This is a genomic window from Nocardioides sp. GCM10027114, assembly GCF_042659625.1.
GTDB lineage: Bacteria > Actinomycetota > Actinomycetes > Propionibacteriales > Nocardioidaceae > Nocardioides.
In genome coordinates this window covers 123109-149023 of sequence record NZ_JBHSSS010000023.1, presented here as the reverse complement: position 1 = coordinate 149023, position 25915 = coordinate 123109, and the positions used below count along the sequence as shown (strand labels likewise).

23 protein-coding genes are annotated in these 25915 nt (G+C 73.5%); 12 read left to right on the top strand and 11 right to left on the bottom strand.

From position 1 onward, the window contains the following. Positions 1-247 precede the first annotated feature (247 nt). Positions 248-853 (top strand): LuxR C-terminal-related transcriptional regulator, encoded by a 606-nt coding sequence (locus ACFP2E_RS11985; protein WP_378522792.1) that lies wholly within the window; start codon positions 248-250, stop codon positions 851-853. 30 nt (positions 854-883) lie between these two features. Here ACFP2E_RS11985 and ACFP2E_RS11980 read toward each other — a convergent pair whose 3' ends face one another. Genes ACFP2E_RS11980 through hutH form a run of 3 tightly spaced genes read right to left on the bottom strand, consistent with a single transcriptional unit; the run spans position 884 to position 5453 of the window. Further along, positions 884-2143: an MFS transporter gene (locus ACFP2E_RS11980; protein ID WP_378522793.1), complete on the bottom strand. Its 1260-nt coding sequence runs from the start codon at positions 2141-2143 to the stop codon at positions 884-886. Positions 2144-2166: 23 nt separating this feature from the next. Next, positions 2167-3876, bottom strand: a complete 1710-nt coding sequence (hutU, locus tag ACFP2E_RS11975; protein ID WP_378522794.1) for a urocanate hydratase — start codon at positions 3874-3876, stop codon at positions 2167-2169. Then, the gene (gene hutH, locus ACFP2E_RS11970; protein ID WP_378522795.1) at positions 3873-5453 is read right to left on the bottom strand and encodes a histidine ammonia-lyase; all 1581 of its coding nucleotides are present in this window, start codon (positions 5451-5453) and stop codon (positions 3873-3875) included. The genes hutU and hutH overlap by 4 nt, the downstream gene beginning before the upstream one ends. Positions 5454-5643: 190 nt before the next feature. Between hutH and ACFP2E_RS11965 the strand changes: the two genes are divergently transcribed. The 4 genes from ACFP2E_RS11965 to ACFP2E_RS11950 all read left to right on the top strand — a co-directional run bounded on the left by ACFP2E_RS11965 (position 5644) and on the right by ACFP2E_RS11950 (position 11377). After that, the gene (locus ACFP2E_RS11965; protein ID WP_378522796.1) at positions 5644-6897 is read left to right on the top strand and encodes a choice-of-anchor P family protein; all 1254 of its coding nucleotides are present in this window, start codon (positions 5644-5646) and stop codon (positions 6895-6897) included. Positions 6898-7028: 131 nt separating this feature from the next. After that, positions 7029-7925, top strand: a complete 897-nt coding sequence (locus ACFP2E_RS11960; RefSeq protein WP_378522797.1) for a GNAT family N-acetyltransferase — start codon at positions 7029-7031, stop codon at positions 7923-7925. Next, complete coding sequence (locus ACFP2E_RS11955; RefSeq protein WP_378522798.1) at positions 7922-8695, top strand: IclR family transcriptional regulator; 774 nt, start codon at positions 7922-7924, stop codon at positions 8693-8695. Before ACFP2E_RS11960 ends, ACFP2E_RS11955 begins: the two co-directional genes overlap by 4 nt. A 72-nt stretch (positions 8696-8767) precedes the next feature. Further along, positions 8768-11377 carry a hypothetical protein gene (locus tag ACFP2E_RS11950; RefSeq protein WP_378522799.1) on the top strand — a complete coding sequence of 870 codons (2610 nt, stop codon included), beginning with the start codon at positions 8768-8770 and terminating at the stop codon, positions 11375-11377. Positions 11378-11389: 12 nt separating this feature from the next. Here ACFP2E_RS11950 and ACFP2E_RS11945 read toward each other — a convergent pair whose 3' ends face one another. Genes ACFP2E_RS11945 through ACFP2E_RS11930 form a run of 4 tightly spaced genes read right to left on the bottom strand, consistent with a single transcriptional unit; the run spans position 11390 to position 14588 of the window. Continuing rightward, positions 11390-12220, bottom strand: coding sequence for a hypothetical protein (locus ACFP2E_RS11945; protein ID WP_378522800.1), 831 nt, complete (start codon positions 12218-12220; stop codon positions 11390-11392). Then, a complete protein-coding gene (locus ACFP2E_RS11940) occupies positions 12217-12612 on the bottom strand; it encodes a hypothetical protein (protein WP_378539340.1) in 396 nt (131 codons plus the stop codon). Before ACFP2E_RS11940 ends, ACFP2E_RS11945 begins: the two co-directional genes overlap by 4 nt. Beyond that, entirely contained in the window at positions 12594-14255 is a 1662-nt protein-coding gene (locus tag ACFP2E_RS11935) for a putative T7SS-secreted protein (protein WP_378522802.1), read from the bottom strand. Before ACFP2E_RS11935 ends, ACFP2E_RS11940 begins: the two co-directional genes overlap by 19 nt. A gap of 3 nt (positions 14256-14258) precedes the next feature. Continuing rightward, on the bottom strand, positions 14259-14588 hold the full coding sequence (locus ACFP2E_RS11930; protein WP_378522803.1) for a WXG100 family type VII secretion target: 330 nt from the start codon (positions 14586-14588) through the stop codon (positions 14259-14261). Between the two features lie 119 nt (positions 14589-14707). Between ACFP2E_RS11930 and ACFP2E_RS11925 the strand changes: the two genes are divergently transcribed. The 4 genes from ACFP2E_RS11925 to ACFP2E_RS11910 all read left to right on the top strand — a co-directional run bounded on the left by ACFP2E_RS11925 (position 14708) and on the right by ACFP2E_RS11910 (position 20187). Beyond that, positions 14708-15034, top strand: coding sequence for a WXG100 family type VII secretion target (locus ACFP2E_RS11925; protein ID WP_378522804.1), 327 nt, complete (start codon positions 14708-14710; stop codon positions 15032-15034). After that, positions 15031-15330: a hypothetical protein gene (locus tag ACFP2E_RS11920; protein WP_378522805.1), complete on the top strand. Its 300-nt coding sequence runs from the start codon at positions 15031-15033 to the stop codon at positions 15328-15330. Before ACFP2E_RS11925 ends, ACFP2E_RS11920 begins: the two co-directional genes overlap by 4 nt. A gap of 137 nt (positions 15331-15467) precedes the next feature. Beyond that, complete coding sequence (locus ACFP2E_RS11915) at positions 15468-18833, top strand: heterodisulfide reductase-related iron-sulfur binding cluster (RefSeq protein ID WP_378522806.1); 3366 nt, start codon at positions 15468-15470, stop codon at positions 18831-18833. Positions 18834-18939: 106 nt separating this feature from the next. Beyond that, positions 18940-20187, top strand: a complete 1248-nt coding sequence (locus ACFP2E_RS11910; protein WP_378522807.1) for a PASTA domain-containing protein — start codon at positions 18940-18942, stop codon at positions 20185-20187. Positions 20188-20203: 16 nt separating this feature from the next. On the opposite strand, the gene ACFP2E_RS11905 is transcribed toward ACFP2E_RS11910, so the two are convergent. Beyond that, positions 20204-20473, bottom strand: a complete 270-nt coding sequence (locus tag ACFP2E_RS11905) for a hypothetical protein (protein ID WP_378522808.1) — start codon at positions 20471-20473, stop codon at positions 20204-20206. A gap of 10 nt (positions 20474-20483) precedes the next feature. Continuing rightward, positions 20484-22202 carry a sodium:solute symporter family protein gene (locus tag ACFP2E_RS11900; protein WP_378522809.1) on the bottom strand — a complete coding sequence of 573 codons (1719 nt, stop codon included), beginning with the start codon at positions 22200-22202 and terminating at the stop codon, positions 20484-20486. A 183-nt stretch (positions 22203-22385) separates the two neighbouring features. Here ACFP2E_RS11900 and ACFP2E_RS11895 point away from each other — a divergent pair, with 183 nt between their 5' ends. The 3 genes from ACFP2E_RS11895 to ACFP2E_RS11885 all read left to right on the top strand — a co-directional run bounded on the left by ACFP2E_RS11895 (position 22386) and on the right by ACFP2E_RS11885 (position 24077). Beyond that, positions 22386-22934, top strand: a complete 549-nt coding sequence (locus ACFP2E_RS11895; RefSeq protein ID WP_378522810.1) for a pilus assembly protein HicB — start codon at positions 22386-22388, stop codon at positions 22932-22934. Positions 22935-23049: 115 nt separating this feature from the next. Next, positions 23050-23883 carry a DUF4097 domain-containing protein gene (locus tag ACFP2E_RS11890; RefSeq protein WP_378522811.1) on the top strand — a complete coding sequence of 278 codons (834 nt, stop codon included), beginning with the start codon at positions 23050-23052 and terminating at the stop codon, positions 23881-23883. A gap of 41 nt (positions 23884-23924) precedes the next feature. Further along, positions 23925-24077, top strand: coding sequence for a hypothetical protein (locus ACFP2E_RS11885; RefSeq protein ID WP_378522812.1), 153 nt, complete (start codon positions 23925-23927; stop codon positions 24075-24077). Positions 24078-24092: 15 nt separating this feature from the next. Here the strand turns inward: ACFP2E_RS11885 and ACFP2E_RS11880 are convergent, their stop codons facing one another. Together ACFP2E_RS11880 and ACFP2E_RS11875 are read right to left on the bottom strand one after the other, a co-directional pair. Next, positions 24093-25073 (bottom strand): siderophore-interacting protein, encoded by a 981-nt coding sequence (locus ACFP2E_RS11880; RefSeq protein ID WP_378522813.1) that lies wholly within the window; start codon positions 25071-25073, stop codon positions 24093-24095. Next, positions 25070-25915 carry an ABC transporter ATP-binding protein gene (locus tag ACFP2E_RS11875; protein ID WP_378522814.1) on the bottom strand — a complete coding sequence of 282 codons (846 nt, stop codon included), beginning with the start codon at positions 25913-25915 and terminating at the stop codon, positions 25070-25072. The genes ACFP2E_RS11880 and ACFP2E_RS11875 overlap by 4 nt, the downstream gene beginning before the upstream one ends.

Genomic DNA, 25915 nt, shown 5'->3' with positions numbered 1-25915 from the left:
CCCGATCGGCGGCTCGAGCCGCCGGGTCTGGTAACGACCAGACGACGGACCCGATCTCGACGGCCGCCGCGCACCCGCGCGGCGGCCGTCGAGTCATTTCCGGACACGGACGCGAGCACCGATGGGGTACGCGCTCCCCCACCCCACTGGTCCGAGGTGACCAACCCACCCCGCCCACCCCGTCCTGACCATGTACGCCGCCCTCGCGCGTGGCTAGCGTGGTGCGCGGCCGGAGGAGGGAGGACCCGTGCCTGATCTCGTCCTCACACCCCGGGAGCAGGCAGCGGTCTCCTTGCTGGTGCGCGCCGAGCCCCTGCCCGGCCGGCCGCTGCCCGACCGCTCCGTCCTCGTGGTGCTGGCCCGCCTCGTCGCCTGTGACGCGCTGCGCGTCGAGCGCCACGACCTCGACGGCGCCCTCCTCGCGTTCGTCAGCCTGCCGGGTCGACCCGCCCGTCGCGAGACGGCGCCGGCGGACTCGCTCCACCTCGCGTTCCGGGCCGACGACGGGCACGCCGTCGACGTGTGGCTCGACCGCTCCCACCGTCGCTTCCAGGAGCGGGACGCCACGCTGCTGCGACTGGTCGCGCCCGCGCTGCACCGGTTGGTCCGGCCCCGGTGCGCGCCCGGCGACGCCGATGGCCTGACCGAGGCGGAGTGGCGGGTGCTGGCGCTCGTGGCGACGGGCCTCAGCAACGCCGACATCGCGGCCCGGCTCTCGGTGACGACGAGCACCGTGCGCAAGCACCTCGAGCACTGCTACCGCAAGCTCGGCGTCAGCAACCGGATGGGCGCGGTGACCGCGATCGGCGCCCGGCCCGGGGAGGCGCGGCGCCGCCTACCGACGTACGCCTGACCGCGCCCGTCGCGAGGGCCTGCCGGCGTGTCAGCGGGTGCGCAGCGCCCAGCGGCAGACGGGCACCTGGAGCAGCCCGGCACCGAGGACCAGCGCCGCCATCACCCACCAGCCGGGCCGGCCCCACTCGATGCACAGCAGCGCGATCAGGGTCGGCGCCACCACGTTGGAGAGCGAGAAGCCGAGCCCGGCGAAGCCCTGGTACTGGCCCTGCCGGGCGTCGGGCGCGAGGCCCATCGAGATCCCCCACTGGCCGCCGCTGGAGATCATCTCCCCGACGACGTGGACGGTCGCGCCGAGCAGCAGCATCACCACGGCGACGGCGGCGGTGGTGCCGGCGCTGAACGAGACGATCACGAAGCCCGCGGCGATCCAGGCGCAGCCCACGACCATCGCCCGTGCCGAGGCGGGGACGTCGTCGACACCGCGGGTCAGCCTGACCTGGAAGGCCGCGACGGCCACGGTGTTGAGCACCAGCAGCACCGCGACCATCGACTTCGGCGCCTCGGTGTGCGCGGCGATCCACAGCGGGATGCCGAGCTCCATGACGACGAAGTGCATCGCGACCAGGCCGTTGAGGACCGTGACCGCCACGAAGGGGCGGTCCCGCAGCACGGCCAGACGGGGCTCCCCCGCTGCCCGCGCCGGCGACGGCGGCAGGTGCGGGAGCCGCGAGCAGATGAACCCGGTGGCGATGGTGGCAACGCCGTCGACGGCGAAGACGGCGAGGTAGGCCCAGGTCGCGTCGATGAGCAGCGCGAGGCCGCCGAGCGCGGCGCCCAGGCTCATGGCGACGTTGGTGACCGCCCGCAGGTACGCCTTGAACTGGACGCCGCGGCCGCCGGTGGCGATCCGTGCGATGTAGCCGTTGCGGACGGCTCCGTTGCCCACCATCAGCAGGGTGGCCAGCGACATCACGGCCAGCACCGCCCAGAACGACCGGGCCACCAGCAGCCCGAGCAGCACCACGCCGGCGGCCAGGGTGAGGGCGCGCATCGTCTCGCGCGGCCCCCGGGTGTCGCCGAGGTGGCCCAGCGGCACCTGCCCGGCCATCGCGACCAGCGCGGCCACCGACAGCACCAGCCCGACCTCGGCGGCGGCGAGCCCGACCTCCTGGGTGAAGAAGAGCGCGAAGGTCGTGACGGCCGCGCCGGTGCCGGCGCGGTTGACGAAGGTGCCGAGCGCCAGCACCCGCAGCGTCGGGTCGACCGGGACGCCCCGCCGGGTCAGTCGCTCCGGCACCTTCGCCGGCGGTCGGATCTCGCTCTGTCCCACGGCCCCCTGAGTCACCGGGGGATTCTGTCGGGTTCTGCTCAGCCCTCCTGCATCGGGATGCGTACGCCGCGCTCCGCGGCCACCTCGACCGCGCGGTCGTAGCCCGCGTCGACGTGGCGAACCACGCCCATGCCCGGGTCGTTGGTGAGCACCCGCTCGATCTTCTGCGCGGCCAGCTCGGTGCCGTCGGCGACGCAGACCTGGCCGGCGTGGATCGAGCGGCCCATCCCGACGCCGCCGCCGTGGTGGATCGAGACCCAGGTCGCACCCGACGCGGTGTTGACGAGGGCGTTGAGCAGCGCCCAGTCGGCGATGGCGTCCGAGCCGTCGAGCATGCCCTCGGTCTCCCGGTAGGGGGAGGCCACCGAGCCGCAGTCGAGGTGGTCGCGTCCGATCACGATCGGGGCCTTGAGCTCACCGGAGGCCACCATCTCGTTGAACCTCAGCCCGGCGCGGTGCCGCTCGCCGTACCCGAGCCAGCAGATGCGGGCGGGCAGGCCCTGGAAGTGCACCCGCTCGCCGGCCATGGTGATCCACTTCCGCAGCCGCTCGTCGTCGGGGAAGAGCTCGAGGATGGCGCGGTCGGTGGCGGCGATGTCAGCCGGGTCGCCCGACAGCGCGGCCCAGCGGAACGGCCCCTTGCCCTCGCAGAACAGCGGCCGGATGTACGCCGGCACGAAGCCGGGGAAGTCGAAGGCGCGGTCGAAGCCGCCCTTGCGCGCCTCGTCCCGGATCGAGTTGCCGTAGTCGAAGACCTCGGCGCCGCGGTCGAGGAAGCCGACCATGGCGCGCACGTGGGCGGCCATCGACTCCTGGGCACGCTTGGTGAAGCCGACCGGGTCGGCCTCGCGCTGCGCCTGCCACTCCTCGAAGGGCACCCCGACCGGCAGGTAGAACAGCGGGTCGTGGGCCGAGGTCTGGTCGGTGACGATGTCGATCGGCGCGTCCATCTCCAGCAGCGCCGGGACCATCTCGGCGGCGTTGCCGAGGACGCCGATCGACAGCGGCCGGCGGGCGTCGCGGGCCTGGACCGCGAGCTCGAGCGCGTGGTCGAGCGAGTCGGCCTGCACGTCGAGGTAGCGGTGGTCGAGGCGCCGCTGGATGCGCGACGGGTCGCACTCGATGCAGATCGCGACGCCGTCGTTCATGGTCACGGCCAGCGGCTGGGCCCCGCCCATCCCGCCGAGGCCTGCGGTGAGGGTGATGGTCCCGGCGAGGCTGCCGCCCGCCCCGGTGACCGAGCCGGTCGAGATCTTCTCGGCCACGGCGGCGAACGTCTCGAAGGTGCCCTGGAGGATCCCCTGGGTGCCGATGTAGATCCACGACCCGGCGGTCATCTGGCCGTACATCGTCAGCCCGAGGTCCTCGAGCCGCCGGAACTCCTCCCAGTTGGCCCAGTCGCCGACGAGGTTGGAGTTGGCGATGAGGACGCGCGGCGCCCACTCATGGGTGCGCATCACGCCGACCGGCTTGCCGGACTGGACGAGCAGCGTCTCGTCCGGCTCGAGGTCGCGCAGCGTCCGCACGAGGGCGTCGTACGCCTCCCAGCTGCGCGCCGCCTTGCCGGTGCCGCCGTAGACGACCAGGTCCTCCGGCCGCTCGGCGTTCTCCGGGTCGAGGTTGTTCATGAGCATCCGCAGCGGCGCCTCGGTCTGCCAGGACTTCGCCGACAGCTCGCTCCCGTGCGGCGCGTGGATGGGCAGGCGGGGGTTCGAGGACTGGCCCGAGGACTGGTTCGGCTGGGTCATGCGAGGTCTCCGATCACGGACTGGACGGCGTGGAGGACGGCGCCCGAGCCGACCAGCCGGACGGCGGACTCGATCTCGGGCGCGAGGTGGCGGTCGGGGCCGGGGCCGGCGACGCCGGCCTCGCGGAGCAGCCGGACCACGGCGGCGGTGGCCGGGGACGGGTCCAGCGGGGCCCGCAGGTCGAGCGCCCGGGCGGCGGTGAGCACCTCGACGGCGACCACGCGGGCGAGGCCGTCGACGGAGCGGCGCAGCTTGCGGGCGGCCGACCAGCCCATCGAGACGTGGTCCTCCTGCATCGCCGAGGACGGGATCGAGTCGACGGACGCGGGCACCGCCAGCCGCTTGAGCTCCGAGACGATCGCCGCCTGGGTGTACTGGGCGATCATGTGGCCGCTGTCCACGCCGGGGTCGTCGGCGAGGAACGGCGGGAGGCCGTGGTTGCGGGCCTTGTCGAGGAAGCGGTCGGTACGCCGCTCGCTGATCGAGGCGACGTCGGCGGCGACGATGGCGAGGAAGTCGAGCACGTAGGCGACCGGGGCGCCGTGGAAGTTGCCGTTCGACTCCACCCGGCGCTCGTCCGGCAGCACGACCGGGTTGTCCACAGCGGAGGCGAGCTCGCGGCCCGCGACGGTCGCGGCGTGCTCGACGGTGTCGCGGGCGGCGCCGTGCACCTGCGGCGAGCAGCGCAGCGAGTAGGCGTCCTGCACCCGGTTGCAGTCGGGGCCGCGGTGGGAGGCGACCACGCCGGAGTCGGCCAGGAGCCGGACCAGGTTGGCGGCCGACAACGCCTGCCCGGGGTGGGGCCGGATCGCCTGCAGCTCGGGGGCGAAGACCCGGTCGGTGCCGAGCTGGGCCTCGACGGACATGGCGGCCGCGACGTCGGCGGTCCGGAGCAGCAGCCGCAGGTCCTCGATGGCGAGCACCAGCATGCCGAGCATGCCGTCGGTGCCGTTGATGAGCGCGAGGCCCTCCTTCGCCGCCAGCTCGACCGGGGCCAGGCCCGCCGCCGCCAGCGCCTCGGCAGCCGGCCGTCGTACGCCGTCGGCGTCGCGGACCTCGCCCTCGCCCATGAGCGCCAGGGCGCAGTGCGACAGCGGGGCCAGGTCGCCCGAGCAGCCGAGCGAGCCGTACTCGTGGACCACCGGCGTGATGCCGTGGCTGAGCAGCCCGGTGAGGAGCCGTGCCGTCTCGGGGCGGACACCGGTGTGGCCGGTCGCGAGGGTCGAGAGGCGGAGCAGCATGAGGGCGCGGACCACCTCGCGCTCCACCTCCGGTCCGGACCCGGCGGCGTGCGAGCGCACCAGCGAGCGCTGCAGCTGGGCGCGCAGGTCGGTGGGGATGTGCCGGGTGGCGAGGGCGCCGAAGCCGGTCGAGATGCCGTACGCCGGCGTTGCGGCGGCGGCGAGCTCGTCGACGACGGCCCGTGACCGGGCGATGGCCGACTCGGCGGCGGGGGTGAGCTCGACGGCCGCGCCGTGACGGGCCACGGCGACGACGTCGGCGAACGAGACGGGTCCGGGACCGACCGGGACGGTGGCCGTCGCGCTCGTTCCGGCGGGGGAGGCTGAGTGCTGCATGACGCCATCCAACCCCGGGGGACTGGACCACACACCGGAGCTCGTGTGACCTACGTCTCGGATATGAGACGTAACTTCCCCAGGTTTGGGTAAGTTCCTCCGGGGTAACCAGCCAGTAGCACACAGCAGGGCACCGGCCGCCTAGGGGGTGGTCGCTCGGTGCCCAGCCCAATCGCCCCGGGGGGGACACTTGAAGAAGCTCGCCAGCGGCCTGATGGTCGCCGCTCTCGCCGCCACGCTCACCGTGCCGGCCACGACCACCACCGCCGCCGCCAAGTCCAAGGACCGCAAGCCGACGAGCTTCGCCTTCAAGGGCTCCGCCTACGGCACCAAGCTCTCCGGCGGCGAGGTGCCCGCCGACTCCGACACCTCCGCCTTCGTCGGCATGGGCTGCACCAACGACGCCGGCATCCGCAAGGGCAACAACGTCACCGCCGCGACGCTCCCCGACACCGGCTCCGCCGAGCAGGTCGTCAGCAAGCTGCGGACCACCCAGCGCAAGGGCGTGACCTCGAACGTCGCCACGGCCAGCGTCGAGCGGCTCGTGCTCGGCGCCGAGCCCGGCAAGATCGAGCTCAAGGCCATCACGTCCAAGGCCAAGGCCTTCCACGGCGCCGACGGCTTCGACTCGACGGTGACGACCACCATCGGCAGCGTGGCGCTCATCCCGGCCGCCGGCGACCCGCAGCAGCTCGAGGTCCCGACGCCCGGCCAGCCGCTGGAGATCCCGGGCGTCGCGACGATCACCGTCGGCGCCGGCACCACCCCGAAGAGCGCCGACGGCGCCAAGGCCTTCGCCGACGGCGTCAAGATCGAGCTTGCCAGCGGCACCACCGTCCGGGTCGCGCACACCCGCGCCACCATCGAGCGCGGCGTCGAGTCCGGCCTGCTGAGCGGCACCGCCTACGCCGCCAACTCCAAGGCCCTCGACGGCAACCTGCAGATGGGCCGCAACCCGCTCGTGCTGATGCCCTGCGCCGGCACCGACGGCCAGGAGCGCGTCAAGAGCCTCGCCTACGTCAACCTCGGCGACCGCGTCACGCTGCGCAACCTGACCAGCCGCGAGAAGGGCACCCAGTTCGCCCGTCGGGCCACCGGCTTCGAGCTGGGCAAGGTCGGCATCATCGAGCTCAACGACGCCGAGGTCATCATCCGCGACGTCCTGGGGAAGGTGAAGGTGAGCCGCCAGGGCCGCAAGCTGACCCGCGACATCACCACCGAGGTCGGCTCGGTCGTCGTCAACGGCGAGGAGCGCGAGTTCCCGGCCGAGGAGAACGTCCTCGAGATCCCGGGTGTGGCCAAGCTGGAGCGCGCCATCGTCCGCGAGACGAAGTACGGCGCCGAGGTCATCGCCCTGCGCATCACCCTGCTCGACCAGCTGGGCGCCCAGAAGGCGGTCCTCAACATCGGCTCCGCCGACCTGGCGATCCGCCCGGCCGGCTGACCGGTCCGGGACGCCGGCCGGCGCCACCCGGCTGACACCCGCGACGCCCCGCTCCCGACCTCGGTCGGGGGCGGGGCGTCGGCGTTCGTCCCGGACCCCGGGTCGGCGCGCACCCGGTCTACGCTGCCGCAGTGATCCAGGTCCGCCCCGCCACGCTCGACGACGCCGCTGCCTGGGCCGCCGTGGTCGCGGCCGCGTCGCCGACCCTGGTCGTGGACGCGGCCTCCGAGCGCCACGAGATGGCCCACGACCCTGAGGGCACCACCCGGCTGGTCGCCGAGGTCGGCGGGCGGGTGATGGGCGTCGCCGCCCTGCGACCGCACGGCGAGCAGGCCGACGTCGACGTGTGGACCGACCCGGCGACCCGCCGTCGGGGCGTCGGGGGGGAGCTGCTGCGCCGCCTCGAGTCCCGGTTCGCCGGGCTGGGCACAGCGCGGGCGACCACCGTCGTGGAGGACGACGACGACAGCGGGGCCTTCGCGCAGCGGCGGGGCTACCGACTCACCCGACGGCTCCAGAAGGTCGCGCTCGACCCTCGCACCGTCGCCGCACCCGGCCCGACCCCCGAAGGGGTCGAGGTGCGTCCGGTCGCGGACGTCGGGCCGCGCGCGATCTGGGCGCTGCACCAGCAGGTCGCCGCCGACGACCCCTCCGGCCTCACCCGACCCCAGCCGTACGACGAGTGGCGGGCCGGCTGGGACGACCCACGCGCCCGCCCCGACCTGGGCCGGGTCGCGGTCGTCGACGGCGAGCCCGTCGCCTACACCCTGCTCGGGGCTGCCGGGACCCGCGCCTGGTCGGACATGACCGGCACCCTGCCGTCGTACCGGGGCCGCGGCCTCTCGCTGGTGCTCAAGCAGCACGCCCTCCGCGCCGCGGCAGCCGCGGGGATCGAGACGGCGTTCACCGGCAACGACCAGGAGAACCTCCCGATGGTCGCGGTGAACCGTCGACTCGGCTACCGGCTCGTCGCCGAGCCGGCGCTGGCCGAGCGCGACCTCCGCGCCACGGGTCGGGGACCGGCATGAGCCGGGTGCCGGCGGCCACCCGCACGCTGCGGGTGCTGCGCTTCCTCGCCAGCCAGCCCGACCCCGTGCCGCTGGACCGGATCATGCGGGCCTGCGACCTGCCGCGCAGCACGGCGTACCACCTGCTCGGCACGATGGTCGAGGAGGGCTTCGTGGTGCACCTCGCCGAGGAGCACCGCTACGGCCTCGGCGTCGCGGCCTTCGAGGTGGGCAGCGGCTACTCGCGGCAGGAGCCGCTGCAGCGGATCTCGCGACGACTGCTCGCCTCGCTCGTCGACCGGACCCGGCAGAGCGCCCACCTGGCGGTGCTGCACGGGCGCGACGTGCTCTACGTGGTCGAGGAGCGGGCTCCCGGCCGGCCGCCGCTGGTCACCGACGTCGGCGTGCGGCTGCCGGCGCACCTGACCGCCAGCGGCCGGGCGGTGCTGGCGGCGCTGCCGGCCGCGCAGGTCCGGGCGCTCTACCCCGACCGGACCGCCTTCGTCGACCGCCACGGACTCGGGCCGCGCTCGCTGACCGAGCTGCGCGCGGTGCTCTCGGAGACCCGCGCCCGCGGCTGGGCGACCGAGGAGGGCGAGGTGACGCCGGGCTTCGCGAGCGTGGCGGCGCCGGTGCTGGACCACAACGGCCACCCGGTCGCGGGCCTCGCCGTCACCTACCCCGTCGGCGACGGGGAGCCGGAGCCGCTGGCCGAGGCCGTGCTCCGGGCCGCGGCGGCACTCACCGCGCGGATCGGCGGGGGCCGGATGCAGGCACCGCCGGGCGAGTGACCTCGACGGGGACGCGTCGTTGAGCCCACGTCCGGCTCCACCACCCGTCGCAGGACCACTCGGAGGTCCGTCGTGCCCCACCGCCCCGCCGCCGTCCGCCCCGCCGCCCTTCGAGCAGCCGCCGTCGGCGCGATCGCCACCGCCGTCGTCGCCACCGCGCTCCAGCTCCCCGCCTCCGGGGACCGGACCGGCTCGGCCCGCGGCTCCTTCGAGGCCTCCCGCGACCTGGGCGCCGTCCCCGGCGGGGACCTCGCTCCCGACGGCCCCGACGGCCACGACCACGACGGGCACGGGCATGACCACGGGGACCCGGCGACCAAGAACGCCCTGTCCCGCTCGGGCGAGGACTCCCCCGCGGCGCAGGACCCCACCACTCCCGAGGAGCGGGCCGCCAGCACCGCCGCGGTGGCGGCCGGCCGGGCCACGCCCGACCCGGAGCTGACGACGACCAGCGCCGGCTACCGCGCCCCCGCCCGTCCGGGGAACCGCTACGCCATGGCCAACGGCTGCTACGCCGTCGCGGTCGACGGCGCGTGGGTCGCCCGCGGCGACGACGGGCTTCGCTCCACTGCCCGGCAGTCCGCGGCCGAGCCCTTCTTCCTCAAGCCCACGACGCTCGGCACCTACCTGCTGCACGGCACGGCCACCGATCTCCTCGCCGGCAGCGACTCATCGGTCTCCCTGGCCGCCGAGCCGGGCGGGTCGACGGAGTGGACCGTGCGCCGGCTCCGCGGCGGCTTCGCGCTGCGGGTCGACGACGGCTTCCTCGCTCGCGCCGCCGACGGCGGGCTGCGGGTCGGCCCGCGACCGGACCCGGTCCGCTTCGTCGGGACCGACGGCTGCACGGACTACCCGGAGTCGCAGGTCGACATCACCGGCGCGCCGTTCGCCGGCGTCTCTCCGACGCAGGAGGTCCGCGGCTTCGTCGACGCCCACACCCACGGCATGGCGTTCGAGTTCCTCGGGGGCGAGGTCCACTGCGGCCGGCCGTGGCACGAGTACGGCGCGCCGTACGCCCTGGTCGACTGCGACGACCACACCCTCACCGACGGCAAGGGCGCCGCGCTCGAGGCCGTGCTGTCCGGCGAGCCGACCCACGACCCCGTCGGCTGGCCGACCTTCAAGGACTGGCCCGCACCCAACTCGCTGACCCACGAGGGCACCTACTACCGCTGGATGGAGCGGTCGTGGCGCGGCGGACAGCGGCTCTTCGTCAACCTGCTCGTCGAGAACAACAAGCTGTGCGAGCTCTACCCGCTCAAGCGCAACTCCTGCGACGACATGGACTCGATCCGGCTGCAGGCGCAGCGGATGTACGAGCTCCAGGACTACATCGACGCGCAGTGGGGTGGCCCCGGCCGCGGCTGGTACCGCATCGTGCGCAACCCGTGGGAGGCCCGCCGGGTCATCAACGCCGGCAAGATGGCGATCGTCATGGGGATCGAGACCAGCGTCCCCTTCGGCTGCACCTTCAAGAACCTGCCCGGCGGCGACGTGCCGGCCTGCACGACCGAGGACATCGACCGGCAGCTCGACGAGGTGCACGACCTCGGCGTGCGGCAGATGGAGCTGGTCAACAAGTTCGACAACGCACTGTCCGGCGTGGCCGGCGACACCGGCGAGACCGGCGTCGCCGTCAACAGCGCCAACTTCCTCGAGACCGGCTCCTACTGGGACATGGAGCACTGCGAGCCGGAGCACCCCGACGCCCACGACCGCAACCAGCACGCCGCCCCGGAGATCTCCGCCGACCAGCAGGACGCGCTCTTCGGCGCGATCGCCCAACTGTTCGCGGCCGGCAACCTGCCCGACGTGCCGGTCTACGGCCGGCCCGACCACTGCAACCAGCGCGGCCTCACCACGCTGGGGCAGCACGTCATCGACGGCCTCGCGCAGCGGCACATGCTCTTCGACCCCGACCACATGAGCGTCAAGGCGCGCGACGCGGCGCTCGACCAGCTCGAGGCGATGGGCTACTCCGGCGTGCTGTCCAGCCACTCGTGGGCCACCGAGGACGCCTACCCGCGGATCTACGAGCTCGGCGGCTACGTCGCGCCGTACGCCGGCGACTCGGCCGGCTTCGTCGAGAAGTGGCGCAAGCACCTCGGCTGGGCCGACGACCGCTTCTACTTCGGCTTCGGGTACGGCGCCGACATGAACGGCCTGGGCGCACAGGGAGACCCGCGCGGCGCCGACGTGCCGAACCCCGTGAACTATCCGTTCGAGGGGCTCGGCGGCGTCACCGTGCACCGGCAGCGCGCCGGCGAGCGGGTCTACGACATCAACGTCGACGGCGTCGCGCAGTACGGCCTCTACCCGGACTGGATCGAGGACCTGCGGATCCTCGCCGACAGCACCGCCGACGGCGACCCCGCCGTGGCCGGCGACGCGATCGTCGAGGACATGGCCCGGGGCGCCGAGGCGTACCTCCAGACCTGGGAGCGCGCCCACGGCATCGCACCCGACCCGTGCCGCAACCCGGACCTCCGGCTCGACGCCGCGGAGCTGCGCGACCGGGTCCGGACCGGCATGACCACCCGGCAGCTGTTGACCGCCATCGGCCAGCCCTTCACCCGGCTCGGCGGGACCTACACCTACTGCGCGACCTCCGGCGGCGCCGAGACCACCGTCGAGGTGGCCATCGACCGGCGGGGCCGGGTCACCGGCGTGCGGACCGTCTGACGCGGAGAGCCGTCAGCCCCGCGCCGCCGTCCGCTCGATCCCCTCCAAGACTTCGACCTCGTGGCGCGGGGCGAGTGCCTGGAAGAGGCTCGGCTCGATTGCCTGGGCGCCGAGCCGGTTGATCGTGTCGAGGTCCGGGTCGCGCAGCAGCAGCAGCAGCGCCTCGTCGCCCGCCATCTGAAGGACCCGCACCGGCGCGTCGCGCCAACGTGCCTCGACCACGACCTCGAACATCTCGCAGTCCTCGACGGCCACGCGGTGTGCGTGGATGCGCGGACGGGTCTGCTCGAACCCGTCGGGCACCCCCTCGTCGCCGACCCAGACCAGGTCCGCCTCGGTCAGGTCCGCCGAGTACGACGCGGGCAGGTCGAGCCCGTTCCAGCGGGCGCGCGGGCCGACCAGCCACAGCGGCGGGAGGTAGCCCTTGCCGCCACGCCAGCCGAGCGCCGCCCCGGCGTACTCGGAGAAGACCCGTTCGGTGCCGTCCCGTCCGACCCGCACGTACTGCGCGCCGGCGGGCAGGCGCGTGAGATCGAGCTCCCAGACCGGAGCGGCGTTCCGCAGGAACCCCAACGGGTAGGTCGGCCAGGGTCGCTCACCGCCGTCGACAGGGGTCGTCAGCAGCATCAGCGGCGCACTCTCGAAGCGCAGCACGTCGACGTGGTCGGGATCCGGGCCGAACGGGAAAGGCGCCCCCTCGAGCCCGTACGCCGCGACCCGTTGCGCCGGGGTGAGCCCGCGCAGGTCCCCGGCCCGTGCGACCGGGCCTCCCACCACGTCGAAGCCGCCGTCGACGATGCGTTGCGCAGCCGCCGGCACCAGCAGCTTCTCCAGAACCGTCACGAGGCCCCCTCCTCACGCAGGACCGTCACTGTCTCTTCCACGTCTTCCAGCTCTTCGGCGCGTGCCGTCCCTGTCCAGGACGAGTACTGGTCCCCGCGCAGAGACTCACGGCGTGCGAGCTCGCTGTCGTGGCAGTAGAACCCGACACGTCCGGACTCCAACACCCGGGCGATGGTGACCAAGCCGCCGCGCCAGCGGGCGGTGGTCACGACCTTCTCGATGGCTCCAACTTCCTCTATGGGCACCTCGTACTCACCGGCCCCCCGGCCCTCGTCGCGAAGGGTGACCGTAGAACCATCAAAGCGGCTCACCACCATCCGCCGGCGACCGCTGTGAACGGTCCAGAACCCCGATTCCCGCACGTCGCTGCTCCTCACGGCACTGCCGCCCACGTGTTGTCCTTCAGGACCGCCACCAATTGCTGACGCCCGGATGCCTCGATGCGCCAGATCTGAGATCCTTCCACGAGCCTGCTCGGTGTGTCGTTGCGGAACTCGGGGATGCCCCCACTGGTGTAGCCGTTCCCGGTGAAGGGGTTGTCCGGATCCACCGCAGGAGCGTCGAGAGAGCCGTCACCTCCCAAGGAGCTGTGGCGCGGGACGATGAACTCGTCACCGGGAGTCGCCTCGTATCTCAGCACGTGCATGTCAGTGACCGCTGTGCCGCCCTGGTTCGGCCCGGATAGGTCGCCGTCGGCACGGTACGGCGTCCCCTCGTAGTCGAGGCCGAGCCCGTCGAAGAGCTCCTGAGGCGTGCGCAGGTGCGCGACGTCCTCGGCGCGTGCTGCGAATCCGAACGTCTCGTTCGGCCGGAACCAAGGATCCTCCGACGATCCCGAGAGGTAGTCCTCGACCTGGGCCGGAGTGATGACCCGCTGCATGGGCGTCCCCGGGCCGACCGTGATCGCGTCACGGGCCGCGACGAGTCGCGCCACCTGATCCGGGTCGAGCTGGTCGACGGGCGTGTTGACGAGCTCTCGTAGGTCGTCGGGCAGGTTGTCGAGCCTCCGGGTGCCGTCGAGCCCGTCGAGGTCGTCGAGGTCGTCGAGGTGCCGCAGGTCCCCCGCGTCGGCCACCCGGTCGACCGCCCGAAGGCCGTCGGCGAGGTCGTCGATCGAGCCGGCGCCCCGGGTCGCGACCGTGCCGGCGCCCGCGGTGGCGGCCGCGGCGATCGCGTCGGGGACCAGGTGGCCGATCGCGCGTGCGGGGTCGTCGGCCCAGGTGTCCCAGTCGAGCAGCCCCTTGCCGAGCTCCTTGCCGAAGGCGACCGGGTCGTCCCGGAGCGCCTGCACCATCCCCTGGGCGGTCTCGAGCGAGAGTCGGTACTTCGCCTGGAGCTCCTCGACGGTCAGGTCGCCAGCGGCGAGCGAGCTCAGGTCGCGCACCATGTTGACGGCACTGAAGGGCGTCAGCGTGGCCAGGTCCCACAGCGCCTCGCCGGCGCCCTCGAGAACACCGCCGACGAAGCGCAGGCCGGACTCGAGCCAGTTCGGCTCCTCGGGGGCAGCGGCGCAGCCGCGGCGCACCTCGTCGGCGCAGGCCTGCGCCGCGGTCTCGAGCGAGGACCGGGCGGCCTCGAGCTCGGCGACGGCGTTCGCGCGCACGGCAGCGCCCGGGTCGTCGAACGGCAGGATGGTCAGCGTCATCACCTGGCCGAGCGACGCGGCGTTGGCGACCCGCTGCCGCGCAGCCGCGACGTCGACGTCGTACGCCGCCCGCGCGTCGCGGGTGACCTGCTCGCCGCGGGCGTACTCGGCCTCCGCCCACGCCGCGACCCGCTGCGCGTTCTCGACGGCGGAGGCGTACACCTCGAGCGCGGTGCCGGCCCGGACGAATCCGTTGCCCGCCTCGGTCCAGCGGTCCGGCTCGAGGTCGTGGGCCTCCCGGAAGTGGTCGGCCGCCCGCCCGGTCCAGCCCTCGACCGAGATCGCCGCGAGCGCCGCGCCGGTCTCGAAGAAGAGCCGGCCCTTGGCGTGCGTGTTCGCTGCCCGGCTGCGGATCGCGGCGGGGTTGCCGCGAATGGTGAAGTCGGGCACCGGTCAGGGCCCCATGACGCGCAGGTCGGCCAGCCGGCCCGCCACCGCATGCAGCGACTCGTAGCCCCGCTGGTCCGCCTCGTGGTAGTTCATCGCGATCCGGCCCAGCCGCCCGGCCATCTCCTCGACGTCGTGCACGAGGTTGTTCAGCCCCTCCTCCCAGCGGTTCCTGAACTCCTCGACCGCGGCCCACACGACCGCGCTGCCCAGGTCCGCCTCGCCCGGCACGAGGTCCTCGACGTCGTGGTCACGCATGAGCTGCACGCTGTCGTTGAGGCCGGACGCGGCGGCGGCGAGGCTCTGCAGATCGACCTCGTAGTCGTACGACGGCACGGCGGCGTCCCCCTTCGATCCGGCAGCCGGCTCGGTCCTTCTCCCCCGCGGCGCCGCCGGACAAACCCGTTTCCGAGGCCCACCGGCGGGGAAGGAGGAGGCCGACGAGAGGGGGACACGTGTCCGAGGGTTCCATCGGCCTCGAGCTCGGCGAGCTCGCCGACGCCGCCGCCACGGTGCGGGCCGCGGTCGAGCCGCTCAACCGGGTGCTCACCGAGCTCAGCGACGGCGTCGCCGTCGCGGCGACCGGCTTCCGGGGCCAAGCAGCCACAGGTCTCGGCGAGGCACTGGACGCCTGGTTCGACGCGGCCGCCACCCTCGGACCGATCCTCGAGGGCTACTCGCAGGCACTGGCGACGACGGCAACGGAGCACGCGACCAACGAGGGGCGGCAGGTGGCGTCGTACGCCCGCCTGACCTCGCGCCTCGGCGGAGGCGTCTCGTGAGCGCGCGCGGCCTCGTCGTCCACCAGGGAGCCCTGACGGCCATCGAGGAGGCGCTGGCATCGGCCACGGCCGAGATCTCCGACCGCGTCTCCGCGACCCTCGACCAGGTCAACGCCCAGACGGCCGCCTGGACCGAGGAGACACCGTCCCGCCAGGCGCAGCGCGAGCACGAGCGCCGCATCCGTGAGGGCGTCCTCCGGCTGACCGAGGCGCTGGACGGGGTGCGCGCGGCCGTGGCCGCCCACCGCGAGGAGGCTCGCGCCGCCGAGGTGGAGAACGTCGCCATCGTCGGCTGAGTGCCACCGGACGGCCCCGGCAAGTTACCTGCGGGTAGGATCCTTGTCACGCGGTGCAGCCCTGCCTGGGAGCGACAGATCCGCCTAGGCTCGGCTCGCCGCCTGAGTGCACCGCATCCGACAGGGAGCCGCCCCCCATGCAGACCCTCGCCATCGTCGTCTCGCTCGCGATCTCCGTGGTCGGGGTCGCCCTCTTCGTGAGGGCGATCAGCCAGATCCTCGGCGTGGTCCGGGTCGGGCAGCCCGCCTCGCGCACCGACAACCCCGGCGCCCGCGCGGTCACCCTGGTCAAGGAGACGCTCGGCCACACCCGCATGCTGCAGTGGACCGTCGTCGGCGCCGCCCACTGGTTCATCTTCATCGGCTTCGGGCTGCTGTTCTTCACCCTGCTGACGGCGTTCGGCCAGCTCTTCGACGCCCACTTCATCCTGCCGGTGATCGGCGACTTCTTCCTCTACGAGTGGGTCACCGAGTTCTTCACCTGGGTGATGATCGCGGCGATCATCGGCTTCATCGCCTACCGCGCGAACCGCCCCTCGGAGCGGGTGCGCGGCCCCCGCGGCCGGTTCTTCGGCTCGACCATGTGGCAGGGCTACTTCGTCGAGCTGGTCATCCTCGGCGTCGGCCTGTGCATCGTCACCCTGCGCGGCCTCGAGTACGCCCTGCTGTCGGCGGAGGGCGACGACCACGGCTCGGTCTTCCACTTCCCGATGACCGCCTGGATCGGCGAGCTGTTCGGCGGGCTGTCGACGGGCACGATCGCCAACCTGATCTACCTCGTGGCGATGCTCAAGATCGTCATCTCGTTCGTCTGGATGATCACGATCTCGCTCAACCTCACCATGGGTGTGGCGTGGCACCGCTTCTCGGCGTTCTTCAACATCTTCCTCAAGCGCGAGTCCGGCGGCGGCCAGGCGCTCGGTGCCCTGAAGCCGCTCACCTCCGGTGGCAAGGCGATCACGCTGGACGACATCGACGACCTCGACGAGGACGCCACGCTCGGCGTCGGCGCCATCGAGGAGTTCAGCTGGAAGGGCATCCTCGACTTCACCACCTGCACCGAGTGCGGCCGCTGCCAGTCGCAGTGCCCGGCGTGGAACACCGAGAAGCCGCTGTCGCCGAAGCTGCTCATCACCGCGCTGCGCGACCACGCCTACGCCAAGGCGCCGTACCTCCAGGCCGCCGAGGGCGACCGCGCCGCCCTGCTCGAGGGCAGCGACACGCTGACCCGCGAGGCCGAGCGGCCGCTGGTGGGCGACACCGGCGACGACTGGTTCTACATGCCCGAGAGCGGCGCCGGCGTCATCGACCCCGAGGTGCTGTGGTCCTGCACCTCGTGCGGCGCCTGCGTCCAGCAGTGCCCCGTCGACATCGAGCACGTCGACCACATCGTCGACATGCGGCGCTACCAGATCCTCGTGGAGTCCAACTTCCCCGCCGAGCTCAACCAGCTCTTCAAGGGCATGGAGAACAAGGGCAACCCGTGGAACATGTCGCCCTCGGCGCGCCTCGACTGGGCCAAGGGCCTCGACTTCGAGGTCAAGGTCGTCGGCGCCGACCCTGAGCACGGAGGCATCGAGTCGCTCGACGAGGTCGACTGGCTGTTCTGGGTCGGCTGCGCCGGCGCCTACGAGGACCGCGCCAAGAAGACCACCCGCGCGGTCGCGGAGCTGCTCGACATGGCCGGCGTCAGCTTCGGCGTCCTCGGCAACGGCGAGACCTGCACCGGTGACCCCGCCCGCCGGGCCGGCAACGAGTTCGTGTTCCAGGGCCTCGCGCAGCAGAACGTCGAGACCTTCAAGGAGTACAAGGTCAAGAAGGTCGTCTCGACCTGCGCCCACTGCTTCAACACGCTCAAGAACGAGTACAAGGACTTCGGCATCGAGCTCGAGGTCGTCCACCACACCCAGCTGCTCAACCGGCTCGTCCGCGAGGGCAAGCTGACCCCGGTGGCGAACGGCGCGGGCGCCACGAAGCGCTCGATCACCTACCACGACCCGTGCTACCTCGGCCGCCACAACCAGGTCTACTCGCCGCCGCGCGAGCTGCTGCAGATCCTGCCCGGCGCCGAGTACGCCGAGATGCCGCGCAACTCCGAGCGCTCCTTCTGCTGCGGCGCCGGCGGCGCCCGGATGTGGATGGAGGAGAACACCGGCGAGCGGATCAACCTCAACCGCACCAAGGAGGCGGTCGAGACCGGCGCCGACCAGATCGCCGTCGGCTGCCCGTTCTGCCGCGTGATGCTCTCCGACGGCCTCACCGCCCAGCAGGCCAAGGGCGAGGCCCGCGAGGAGGTCGAGGTCCTCGACGTCGCGCAGATGCTGCTGGCGTCGGTGAAGGGCGAGTCGGCCACCAAGGCCGCGCCGGCCGCGGCCCCTGCCGCCGCGCCTGCTGCTGCGGCTGCCGCGGGCGGTACGGCGACCGCCACCGCGACCGCCACCGAGGTGGAGACGAAGGCCGAGCCCGAGGCCGGCGACGTCACCCAGACCGAGGACACCGTCACCGCGACCGAGGACGTCGGGCCCGCGGCCAAGGCGTCGGGCGGCTCCTCGCTCTTCGACCTCGGCGGCACCACCGAGGCCGAGCCGGCCAAGGCAGAGCCCACGCCGGCCGAGGCAGTCGAGACCACGCAGGCGCCCGCGTCCGGCGGCTCGCTGTTCGACCTCGGCGGCGACGAGCCCGCTCCGAAGGCGGAGTCGGCCCCCACGCCGGCCGAGCCCGCTGCGGGCGGCTCGCTCTTCGACCTCGCGGCCCCCGAGCCCGAGGCCCCGAAGGCCGAGAGCAAGCCCGAGGCCCCGAAGGCCGAGAGCAAGCCCGAGCCCACGCCGGTCGAGCCCGTCGAGACCAAGGCCGAGCCCGCCCAGGAGATCCCGTCCGGCTCGCTGTTCGACATCGCCACCCCGGAGCCGCAGACCAAGGCCCAGCCCGAGCCCACGGAGGTCGAGCCCGTCGAGACCCCCGCAGCCACGGAGGTCGAGCCCGTCGAGACCAAGGCCGACGCGGCGGCCGAGCCCGCCCAGGAGATCCCGAGCGGCTCGCTGTTCGACATCGCCGCCCCGGAGCCGGAGGCCAAGGCAGAGCCCAAGGCGGAGCCCAAGGCAGAGCCCACGCCGGTCGAGCCCGTCGAGACCCCGAAGGCCGAGAGCAAGCCCGAGCCCGCAGCGCCGGCCCAGGAGATCCCCAGCGGCTCGCTGTTCGACATCGCCGCCCCCGAGCCGGCAGCACCGAAGGCTCAGCCCGAGCCCACGGAGGTCGAGCCCGTCGAGACCCAGGCCGCCCCCGACGGCGCCGCCGTCTCCCAGGCGGCCACCGAGGCGGCGCGGGACGAGCGGGACCGCGAGGGCGCGGCCGAGCCTGAGCCCGAGGCGGAGCCGGCATCGGAGCCCGACGAGGCGGCGACCCCGGAGGCCGAGAAGCCCGCACCAGCCCCGGCCAGCGGTCCGGCCCACCAGCCGAAGACCGACGTGAAGATCTCGGAGTCGGAGTCGCTCTTCGACCTCTGACAGGGAGAGCTCCGCAGCGGGGAGCATCCGGCGCACAGCGTCGGGTGCTCCCCGTTCCCGTTGCCGGCCGGCAGCCGACCCGCGCCGCTCCACCCCCCGCCGTACCGTGGGCGGGGACCCCGGGAGCAGGGACTTCGACGACTACGTCGCGGCACGACGGCCCACCCTGGTGCGCGCGGCCGTCCTGCTGGGGCTGCGCGAGGCGGAGGCGGTCGCCGCCGCGGACCGGGTGCTCGTGGCGCAGACGCGCCGGATCCGGCGCTCGGCCGACCCGGACCCGGTGGTGCTCGTCGCGCTGGCCATGCTTCCGATCCCCCATCAGGCAGGGGCCCCGGAGGGCCGTGGCCGGGAGGCCGAGGCGCGACGGGCGCTCGCGCTGCTGCCGCCGGACCCGCGCCGGGTGGCGGTCCTCGCCCACCTCGGCCACCTGCCACCGGCCGTGGTCGCCGACGGCCTCGCCCTCCCCCTCGAGGAGGTGCGGACCCACGAGCAGGCGGCGCTCGAGGCGCTCGCCGCCCGGGACGACGACGAGGCCCGTGAGCTGGTGCTCGCCGCGTGCGCCGCGGTCACGGTCCCGTGGCTGCCACCGCTGGCGGAGCCCGCCACCTCCGGACGGCGCCGCGTCCTCGTCCTCGCGGCCGCGGCGCTGGCCGTTGCCGGGATGGCGGCACTCGCGGTGGGTGGCGACGTCCCCGACGGGGCGGTCCTCGCCGACGACCAGGTCCCGTCGCTCTACGGGTACGACGTGGGCGGCGCCGGCCTGGTCCTCCGCGACCGGGGGCTCGAGGTCGATGAGCGCCGCTCCCCCTCGTGCGACCCGCTCGGCACGGTCGTCGGCACCGACCCGCCGACCGGTGCGGAGGTGGCCGAGGGCGACACGGTCACCCTGCTCACGGCGTCACCGGCCGACTACACCTGCATGACGCGGTACGCCGACCGGTTCGACGCCTGGGAGTTCCTCGGCTTCGCTGCGGGTCGCGAGCCGCCTCCGCCCTTCGCCGGCGAGGTGGACGTGCGGGTCGACGGCTCCGGGCCGGTCACGCTGACGGCCGACGAGGCCGGGGACCCCGGCCGCTGGGGCGACCCCTCCGTGCTGACGGAGCTCGACGAGGCGCTGCGCCGGGTGGCGCGGGTGCCGGGCACGGGCCTCTACCGCACGCCCTCGATGCTCGCCGTGCGCGAGGTGCCCACCGCTCGCTGCGGCATCCCGGTCCCCGCCGCGCTGGCGGGCCGCGAGGCGCTCGCGGTCACGCTCGCCCTCGGTGGCCGGCGGCCGCCGTGCCCGCTGACGGTAGACCTCTACCAGACCGGCGAGGCCATCGACACGGTCGCGCTCTATACCGCCGGCGACTGACCAGCCCGGGCCGGCCCTACTGGCCCGACTGCGCGGCCGGCTCGGCCTCCCGCTCGGCCGGCTCCTCGGGCACGGCGATCGGCCGCAGCCGCCACCACGCGATGAAGATCGCGCCGACGACCAGCAGTGCGAGGCCGGCCCACAGGTTGGAGTTGATGTCGGCGGTGCGGACGTCGCCGTTGTCGCCGAACAGCCCCATCAGCGTGAGGATCACGCCGTAGAGCCCCATCAGCGCGCCGATGATGTTGCGGACGTCGAACGCCCCCGCGGTCTTGTGCTCACTCATGACGGTCTCCTCAGAAGAACGCGTTCAGGACGACGACGCCGCCGAGCGCGAGCCCGGCCAGCGGGACGGTGCGGCGGTACCACGGGTACGACGCCTCGAGCGGGTCGGTGCGCTGCTCGACGGGCGTCACCGAGTAGACCAGCCCGACGAGCTGCTCGGCCGGCTTCGGCCGGGTGACGAGCGTGACGACGACGCTGACCGCGATGTCGACGACGAACGCCGTGGCCGCCGCCAGGAACGCCGCGCCCTGGCCGGGCAGGTCGAGCGGGCCCCACTCGTTGGTGGCCCACACCGCGACCGCCGACAGGGTGCCTGCCACCAGGCCCATCCAGCCGGCGGCCGGCGTCATCCGCTTCCAGAACATGCCGAGGATGAAGGTCGCGAACAGCGGCGCGTTGAAGAAGCCGAACAGGGTCTGGAGGTACTCCATGACGTTGGAGAAGTTCTGGGCGATGTACGCCGTGCCGACCGCGACCAGGGTCGCGCCGACGGTGGCGATCCGGCCCACCCGCAGGTAGTAGCTGTCGTCGCGACCCTTGACGACGTAGTCCTGCCACAGGTCGTAGCTGAAGACGGTGTTGAAGGCCGAGACGTTGGCGGCCATGCCGGCCATGAACGCCGCAAGGAGGCCGGTGATCGCGAGGCCGAGCAGGCCGTTGGGCAGCAGGTCTCGCATCAGGTAGAGCAGCGCGTCGTTGTACTGCACCTGCCCGGTGGCGCCGCCCTCCGGGGAGTCGCCGGCCTTGAGCTGGATCATCTCGGTCACCAGCACCGCCGCGATCATGCCCGGCACGATCGTGATGAACGGGATGAACATCTTGGGGAAGGCGCCGATGATCGGGGTACGTCGCGCGGCGGAGATCGAGTCCGAGGCCATCGCGCGCTGGACCTCGACGAAGTTGGTGGTCCAGTAGCCGAAGGAGAGCACGAAGCCGAGGCCGAAGACGATGCCGATGACGGAGAGGATCGGCGAGTCGAAGCCCGACAGCGCCTGGCCGGGCCAGGACTCGAGCTGCCGCTCGGCGGCCGGGCCGGCGCCCTCGGAGGCCGCGGCGGTGATCTTGGCGGTGAGGCCGTCCCAGCCGCCGACCTCGATGAGGCCGAGCACGGTCAGCGGCAGCAGCGCGGCCACGATGACGAAGAACTGCAGGACCTCGTTGTAGATCGCGGCCGACAGCCCGCCGAGGGTGATGTAGGACAGCACGACGGCGGCGGCGACGAGCAGCGCGACCCACATGGGCCAGCCGAGCAGGGCGGTCACGATGGTGCCGAGCAGGAAGAGGTTGACGCCGGCGATGAGGAGCTGGGCCACCGCGAACGAGATCGAGTTGACCAGGTGGGCCCCGGGGCCGAAGCGGCGCAGCATGAACTCGGGCACCGAGCGCACCTTGGAGCCGTAGTAGAACGGCATCATCACGACGCCGAGGAAGAGCATCGCCGGGATCGCGCCCACCCAGAAGTAGTGCACGGTCGGCAGCCCGAACTCCGCGCCCGAGGCGGACATCCCCATGATCTCGACGGCGCCGAGGTTGGCGGAGATGAACGCCAGCCCGGTCACCCAGGCCGGCAGCGACCGGCCGGACAGGAAGAAGTCGACCGAGTCCGAGACGTGCCGGCGGGCCATGAACCCGATGCCCAGCACGAACGCGAAGTACGACGCGAGGATCAGGTAGTCGACCGCGTCGGCGTCGATCAGTGTTGCTGCCTGGCTCGTCAGCTGGGGCGGCATTCGTGCTCTCTTTCTGCCGAGGCGTCGGAACGCGGAATCGCGCCCCGAGACCGTAGACGCAGCGGTGTGCGGGGAGTACCCCGACCCCTCGGCCACCCAACCCTTCGGTGGCCCACCTCACGACAGGAATGTGACATCACCATGCCCTTGACGTGACGTCATACTGGCGTCATTGTGGTGCACATGGACATCACGCCCTACGTCGAGGGGCTGCGCCGCGACCTCCTCGCCGCCGCCGAGGCCGGCGGGCCGGAGGTGCGCGAGGCGGCCGAGCGGCTCAGCCTGGCGCTCGACGCCGCCGCCCGCCTGACACTCATGGAGGCGATCTCCCAGGCGGCTGCCGAGATCACCGCCGAGATGCCGGCCGGCGGCGTGGACGTCAGGCTGGTCGGGCGGGAGCTCGACTTCATGGTGCAGACCCCGACCACGGCTGCACAGGCGCCACCCCCACCGCCCGCACCCCAGTCGCCCGAGGAGGCCGAGGAGGGCGGGATGGCCCGAGTCACGCTGCGCATCCCCGAGTCGGTGAAGGGCCGGGCGGAGGAGATGGCCGCCCGGTCGGGCCACTCGCTGAACACGTGGCTGGTCAACGTGGTCCGGGCCGCCACGCGCGACACGGACGCCGGCGCGGTCAACGTCGACATCGACGTCTCGAGCATCCCGTTCCCCGGCGCAGCCGATCCCTTCGGTCGGGGCGGCCAGCGGGGCCGCCGCATGACCGGCTGGGTCTGACCTCCCACCGCGCGACCACGTCGGCGAGCAGCACACAGCAGCACACGGGGCGGCACCGCCCACCACACGGACCGGCACGGGCCGGCCCGGTGGACGAACACACCCAGGAGAACCCATGTCCACGCACCGCACCGAGACCTTCCCGACCCAGGGCCCGGCGACCCTCCACGTCGAGATCGACAAGGGCCACGTCCACGTGACCACGGCCGACACCATGCAGGTGGAGGTCCGGGTGAGCGGCCACGACGCCGAGCAGGTCGCCGTCGCGCAGGAGGGCGAGACCGTCAGCGTCATCGGGCCGCGCCAGCGCGCCGGGTTCCCGGGCCACGACACGTCGCTGGACGTCACCGTCACGCTCCCCCACCAGAGCGACCTGGCGATCCGCACCGCCTCCGCGGAGGTCACCGCCGACGGCACGGTCGCCACGGCCGAGGTGCGGACCGGCTCGGGCGACGTGCGGCTGGAGGCACTGTCCGGCCCCGCCAGCATCGTGTCGGGGTCCGGCGCCGTCTCCGTCGGCGCCGCCCAGGCCGAGCTGCGCATCAAGAGCGGGTCGGGCGACATCGCCGTGCGCGAGGCCGGCTCGGCGATCGCGGTCTCCACGGGCTCCGGGGACGTCGAGCTCGGGACGACCAACGGCCCGGCCGTGGTGAAGACCGGATCCGGCGACCTGCGCGTCGTCGAGGCGCGAACGGACCTGTCGATGGCCACCGGGAGCGGCGACCTCGTCGTCGGCCGGGCGAGCCGCGGCCGGCTGACCGCCAAGGGCGCCTCGGGCGACGTCCACGTCGGAGTCCCCGCCGGCCTGCCCGTCTGGACCGACATCTCGACCGTGTCCGGCGCCATCCGCTCCGCACTCCAGCCCGCCGGGGAGCCCGCCGAGGGCGCCGACCACCTCGAGCTGCGTGCCAAGACCGTCAGCGGAGACGTCGTCCTCCAGCAGGTCTGAGCCTTCCCCCACGCACCTCGCATCCCGGACAGGAGCCGACCATGCACGACAACCACGACGCCCTCGAGGCGCAGGCACGCCACCAGATCCAGGAGCGGGTCACCCGCGCCGCGGCGCCGCGCCTGCCGCACGTCCCGGCCCGGCACCGGCTGGCCGAGCAGCTGCGCCGGGCCGCCGACCGGATCGACCTCTGACCCTGTCCCTCCCGGTCAGTACCGCATCGCCACGCCCCGGCGCCAGTAGCCCATGAACGCGACCTGACGCCGGTCCATGCCCAGGTCCTTGACGAGGTGGCGCCGCAGCGCCGTGACCACGCCCGCCTCACCGGCGATCCAGGCGTAGAGGCCGTCGAGCGGACTGCCGGCGCCGGGGCCGCCGGGCCGGGCGGAGCCGGTGAGGTCCGCGCCCGACGAGGAGTACGTCGGTGTCTCCCACAGGTCCGGGTCCACCTCCTCGACCACGACCTGGGGCGCACCGGGCCCGGCGGCCGGCCCCGAACCGAGGTGGGCGCGGACCGCGGCGGTGAGCGGCTCGCCGAGAGGCCGGCCGCCGCGGGCCAGCCAGACGACCTCCACCCCGGCGGGGCCGCGTACCTCCTGGATGTCGGCCCCGAGCGGCACCTCGAGGAAGGCGCTGCCGCAGGCGTCGGCGGGGAGGTCCTCGAGGATGCGGCAGACCGCCGGGACGGCCGTCTCGTCGGCGGCGGCCAGCAGCACCCGCGCGTCGCCGGGCGCGAACTCGATGCCGCCGAAGGGAACGCCGCGCCGGGGAGCCACGACGACCAGGCGGTCGCCGACCTGCGCCCGCGACGCCCAGGTGGAGCCGGGCCCTGTGGCACCCGGCTGGAGGTGGAGCACGAAGTCGACGACGAGCCGGGTGCCGGTACCCGTCCCCCGCACGGCGCGGACGCTGTAGGTGCGCAGGTGCCCGCGCTCGGCCTCGGGCAGCGCCTGCCAGGCGGCGTACCACCCCTCCTCCTCGACCTCGGGCCGGAACGCCGGCAGCCGGCCGGCGTCGTTCGGCAGCAGCAGCTTGATCCGCTGGTCGTAGAGCGGGCCGTCCACGCCGAAGTCGGCGAGCGCGGGCCCGCCGAGCTCGACCCGGACGTAGCTCGGGGAGAGCCGCTCGACGGCGGTCGCCTCGACCTCGGCGAGCAGCATCGGCAGGGGCCGGGTGGCGGTCTCGGTCATAGGGGGCTCCGTCCGGGCGAGTGGTGCCGTCCCACGGGGACGACGAGGGGGGTGTCGGACACCGGGTCGGTGATCACCCGGTTGTCGAGGCCGAAGACGGCGTGCACCGTCTCCTCGGTGACGACGTCTGCGGGCGCGCCCTCCGCGACCACGCGACCGGCCCGCATCGCGACCAGGTGGTCGGCGTAGCGCGCGGCCAGGTTGAGGTCGTGGAGCACCATCACGACGGTGGTGCCGCGGCCGTGGTTGAGCTCCAGGAGCAGGTCGAGCATGTCGACCTGGTGCGCGACGTCGAGGTACGTCGTGGGCTCGTCGAGGAGGAGCAGATCGGTGTCCTGCGCCAGCGCCATCGCGATCCAGACCCGCTGCCGCTGCCCGCCGGACAGCTCGTCCACGACCCGTTCGGCCAGGGCCGCGGTTCCGGTCAGCTCCAGCGCCTCCGCGACCGCGCGCTCGTCCGTGGTCGACCAGCGGCGGAACGTCCCCTGGTGCGGGTGCCGGCCACGCCCGACCAGGTCGACCACGGTCACCCCCTCGGGGGCGACCGGCGTCTGCGGCAGCAGGCCGAGGGTCCGCGCGACGGTCCTCGTCGGGAGCCGGTGCACCGCCTCGCCGTCGAGCAGCACGCTGCCGCCGGTGGGCCGCAGCAGCCGCGCCATCCCCCGCAGCAGGGTCGACTTGCCGCACGCGTTCGGACCGACGACGACGGTGACCCGGCCGTGGGGAACGCGGACGGCCAGGTCCTGGACCACGGCCCGGTCGCCGTAGCCGAGGCTGACCCGGTCCGCGACGAGACGGGCGGGGGCAACCGTCCGGGCGGGCGGGACGTCGAGCGTGGTCAT

What these genes read in the sequence shown, in the direction of transcription:
- hutU (WP_378522794.1), bottom strand. Translation starts at nt 3,876, where the DNA reads ATGACCCAGCCGAACCAGTCCTCGGGCCAGTCCTCGAACCCCCGCCTG.
- hutH (WP_378522795.1), bottom strand. Translation starts at nt 5,453, where the DNA reads ATGCAGCACTCAGCCTCCCCCGCCGGAACGAGCGCGACGGCCACCGTC.
- ACFP2E_RS11955 (WP_378522798.1), top strand. Translation starts at nt 7,922, where the DNA reads ATGAGCCGGGTGCCGGCGGCCACCCGCACGCTGCGGGTGCTGCGCTTC.
- ACFP2E_RS11915 (WP_378522806.1), top strand. Translation starts at nt 15,468, where the DNA reads ATGCAGACCCTCGCCATCGTCGTCTCGCTCGCGATCTCCGTGGTCGGG.
- ACFP2E_RS11905 (WP_378522808.1), bottom strand. Translation starts at nt 20,473, where the DNA reads ATGAGTGAGCACAAGACCGCGGGGGCGTTCGACGTCCGCAACATCATC.
- ACFP2E_RS11900 (WP_378522809.1), bottom strand. Translation starts at nt 22,202, where the DNA reads ATGCCGCCCCAGCTGACGAGCCAGGCAGCAACACTGATCGACGCCGAC.
- ACFP2E_RS11895 (WP_378522810.1), top strand. Translation starts at nt 22,386, where the DNA reads ATGGACATCACGCCCTACGTCGAGGGGCTGCGCCGCGACCTCCTCGCC.
- ACFP2E_RS11890 (WP_378522811.1), top strand. Translation starts at nt 23,050, where the DNA reads ATGTCCACGCACCGCACCGAGACCTTCCCGACCCAGGGCCCGGCGACC.
- ACFP2E_RS11885 (WP_378522812.1), top strand. Translation starts at nt 23,925, where the DNA reads ATGCACGACAACCACGACGCCCTCGAGGCGCAGGCACGCCACCAGATC.
- ACFP2E_RS11880 (WP_378522813.1), bottom strand. Translation starts at nt 25,073, where the DNA reads ATGACCGAGACCGCCACCCGGCCCCTGCCGATGCTGCTCGCCGAGGTC.
- ACFP2E_RS11875 (WP_378522814.1), bottom strand. Translation starts at nt 25,915, where the DNA reads ATGACCACGCTCGACGTCCCGCCCGCCCGGACGGTTGCCCCCGCCCGT.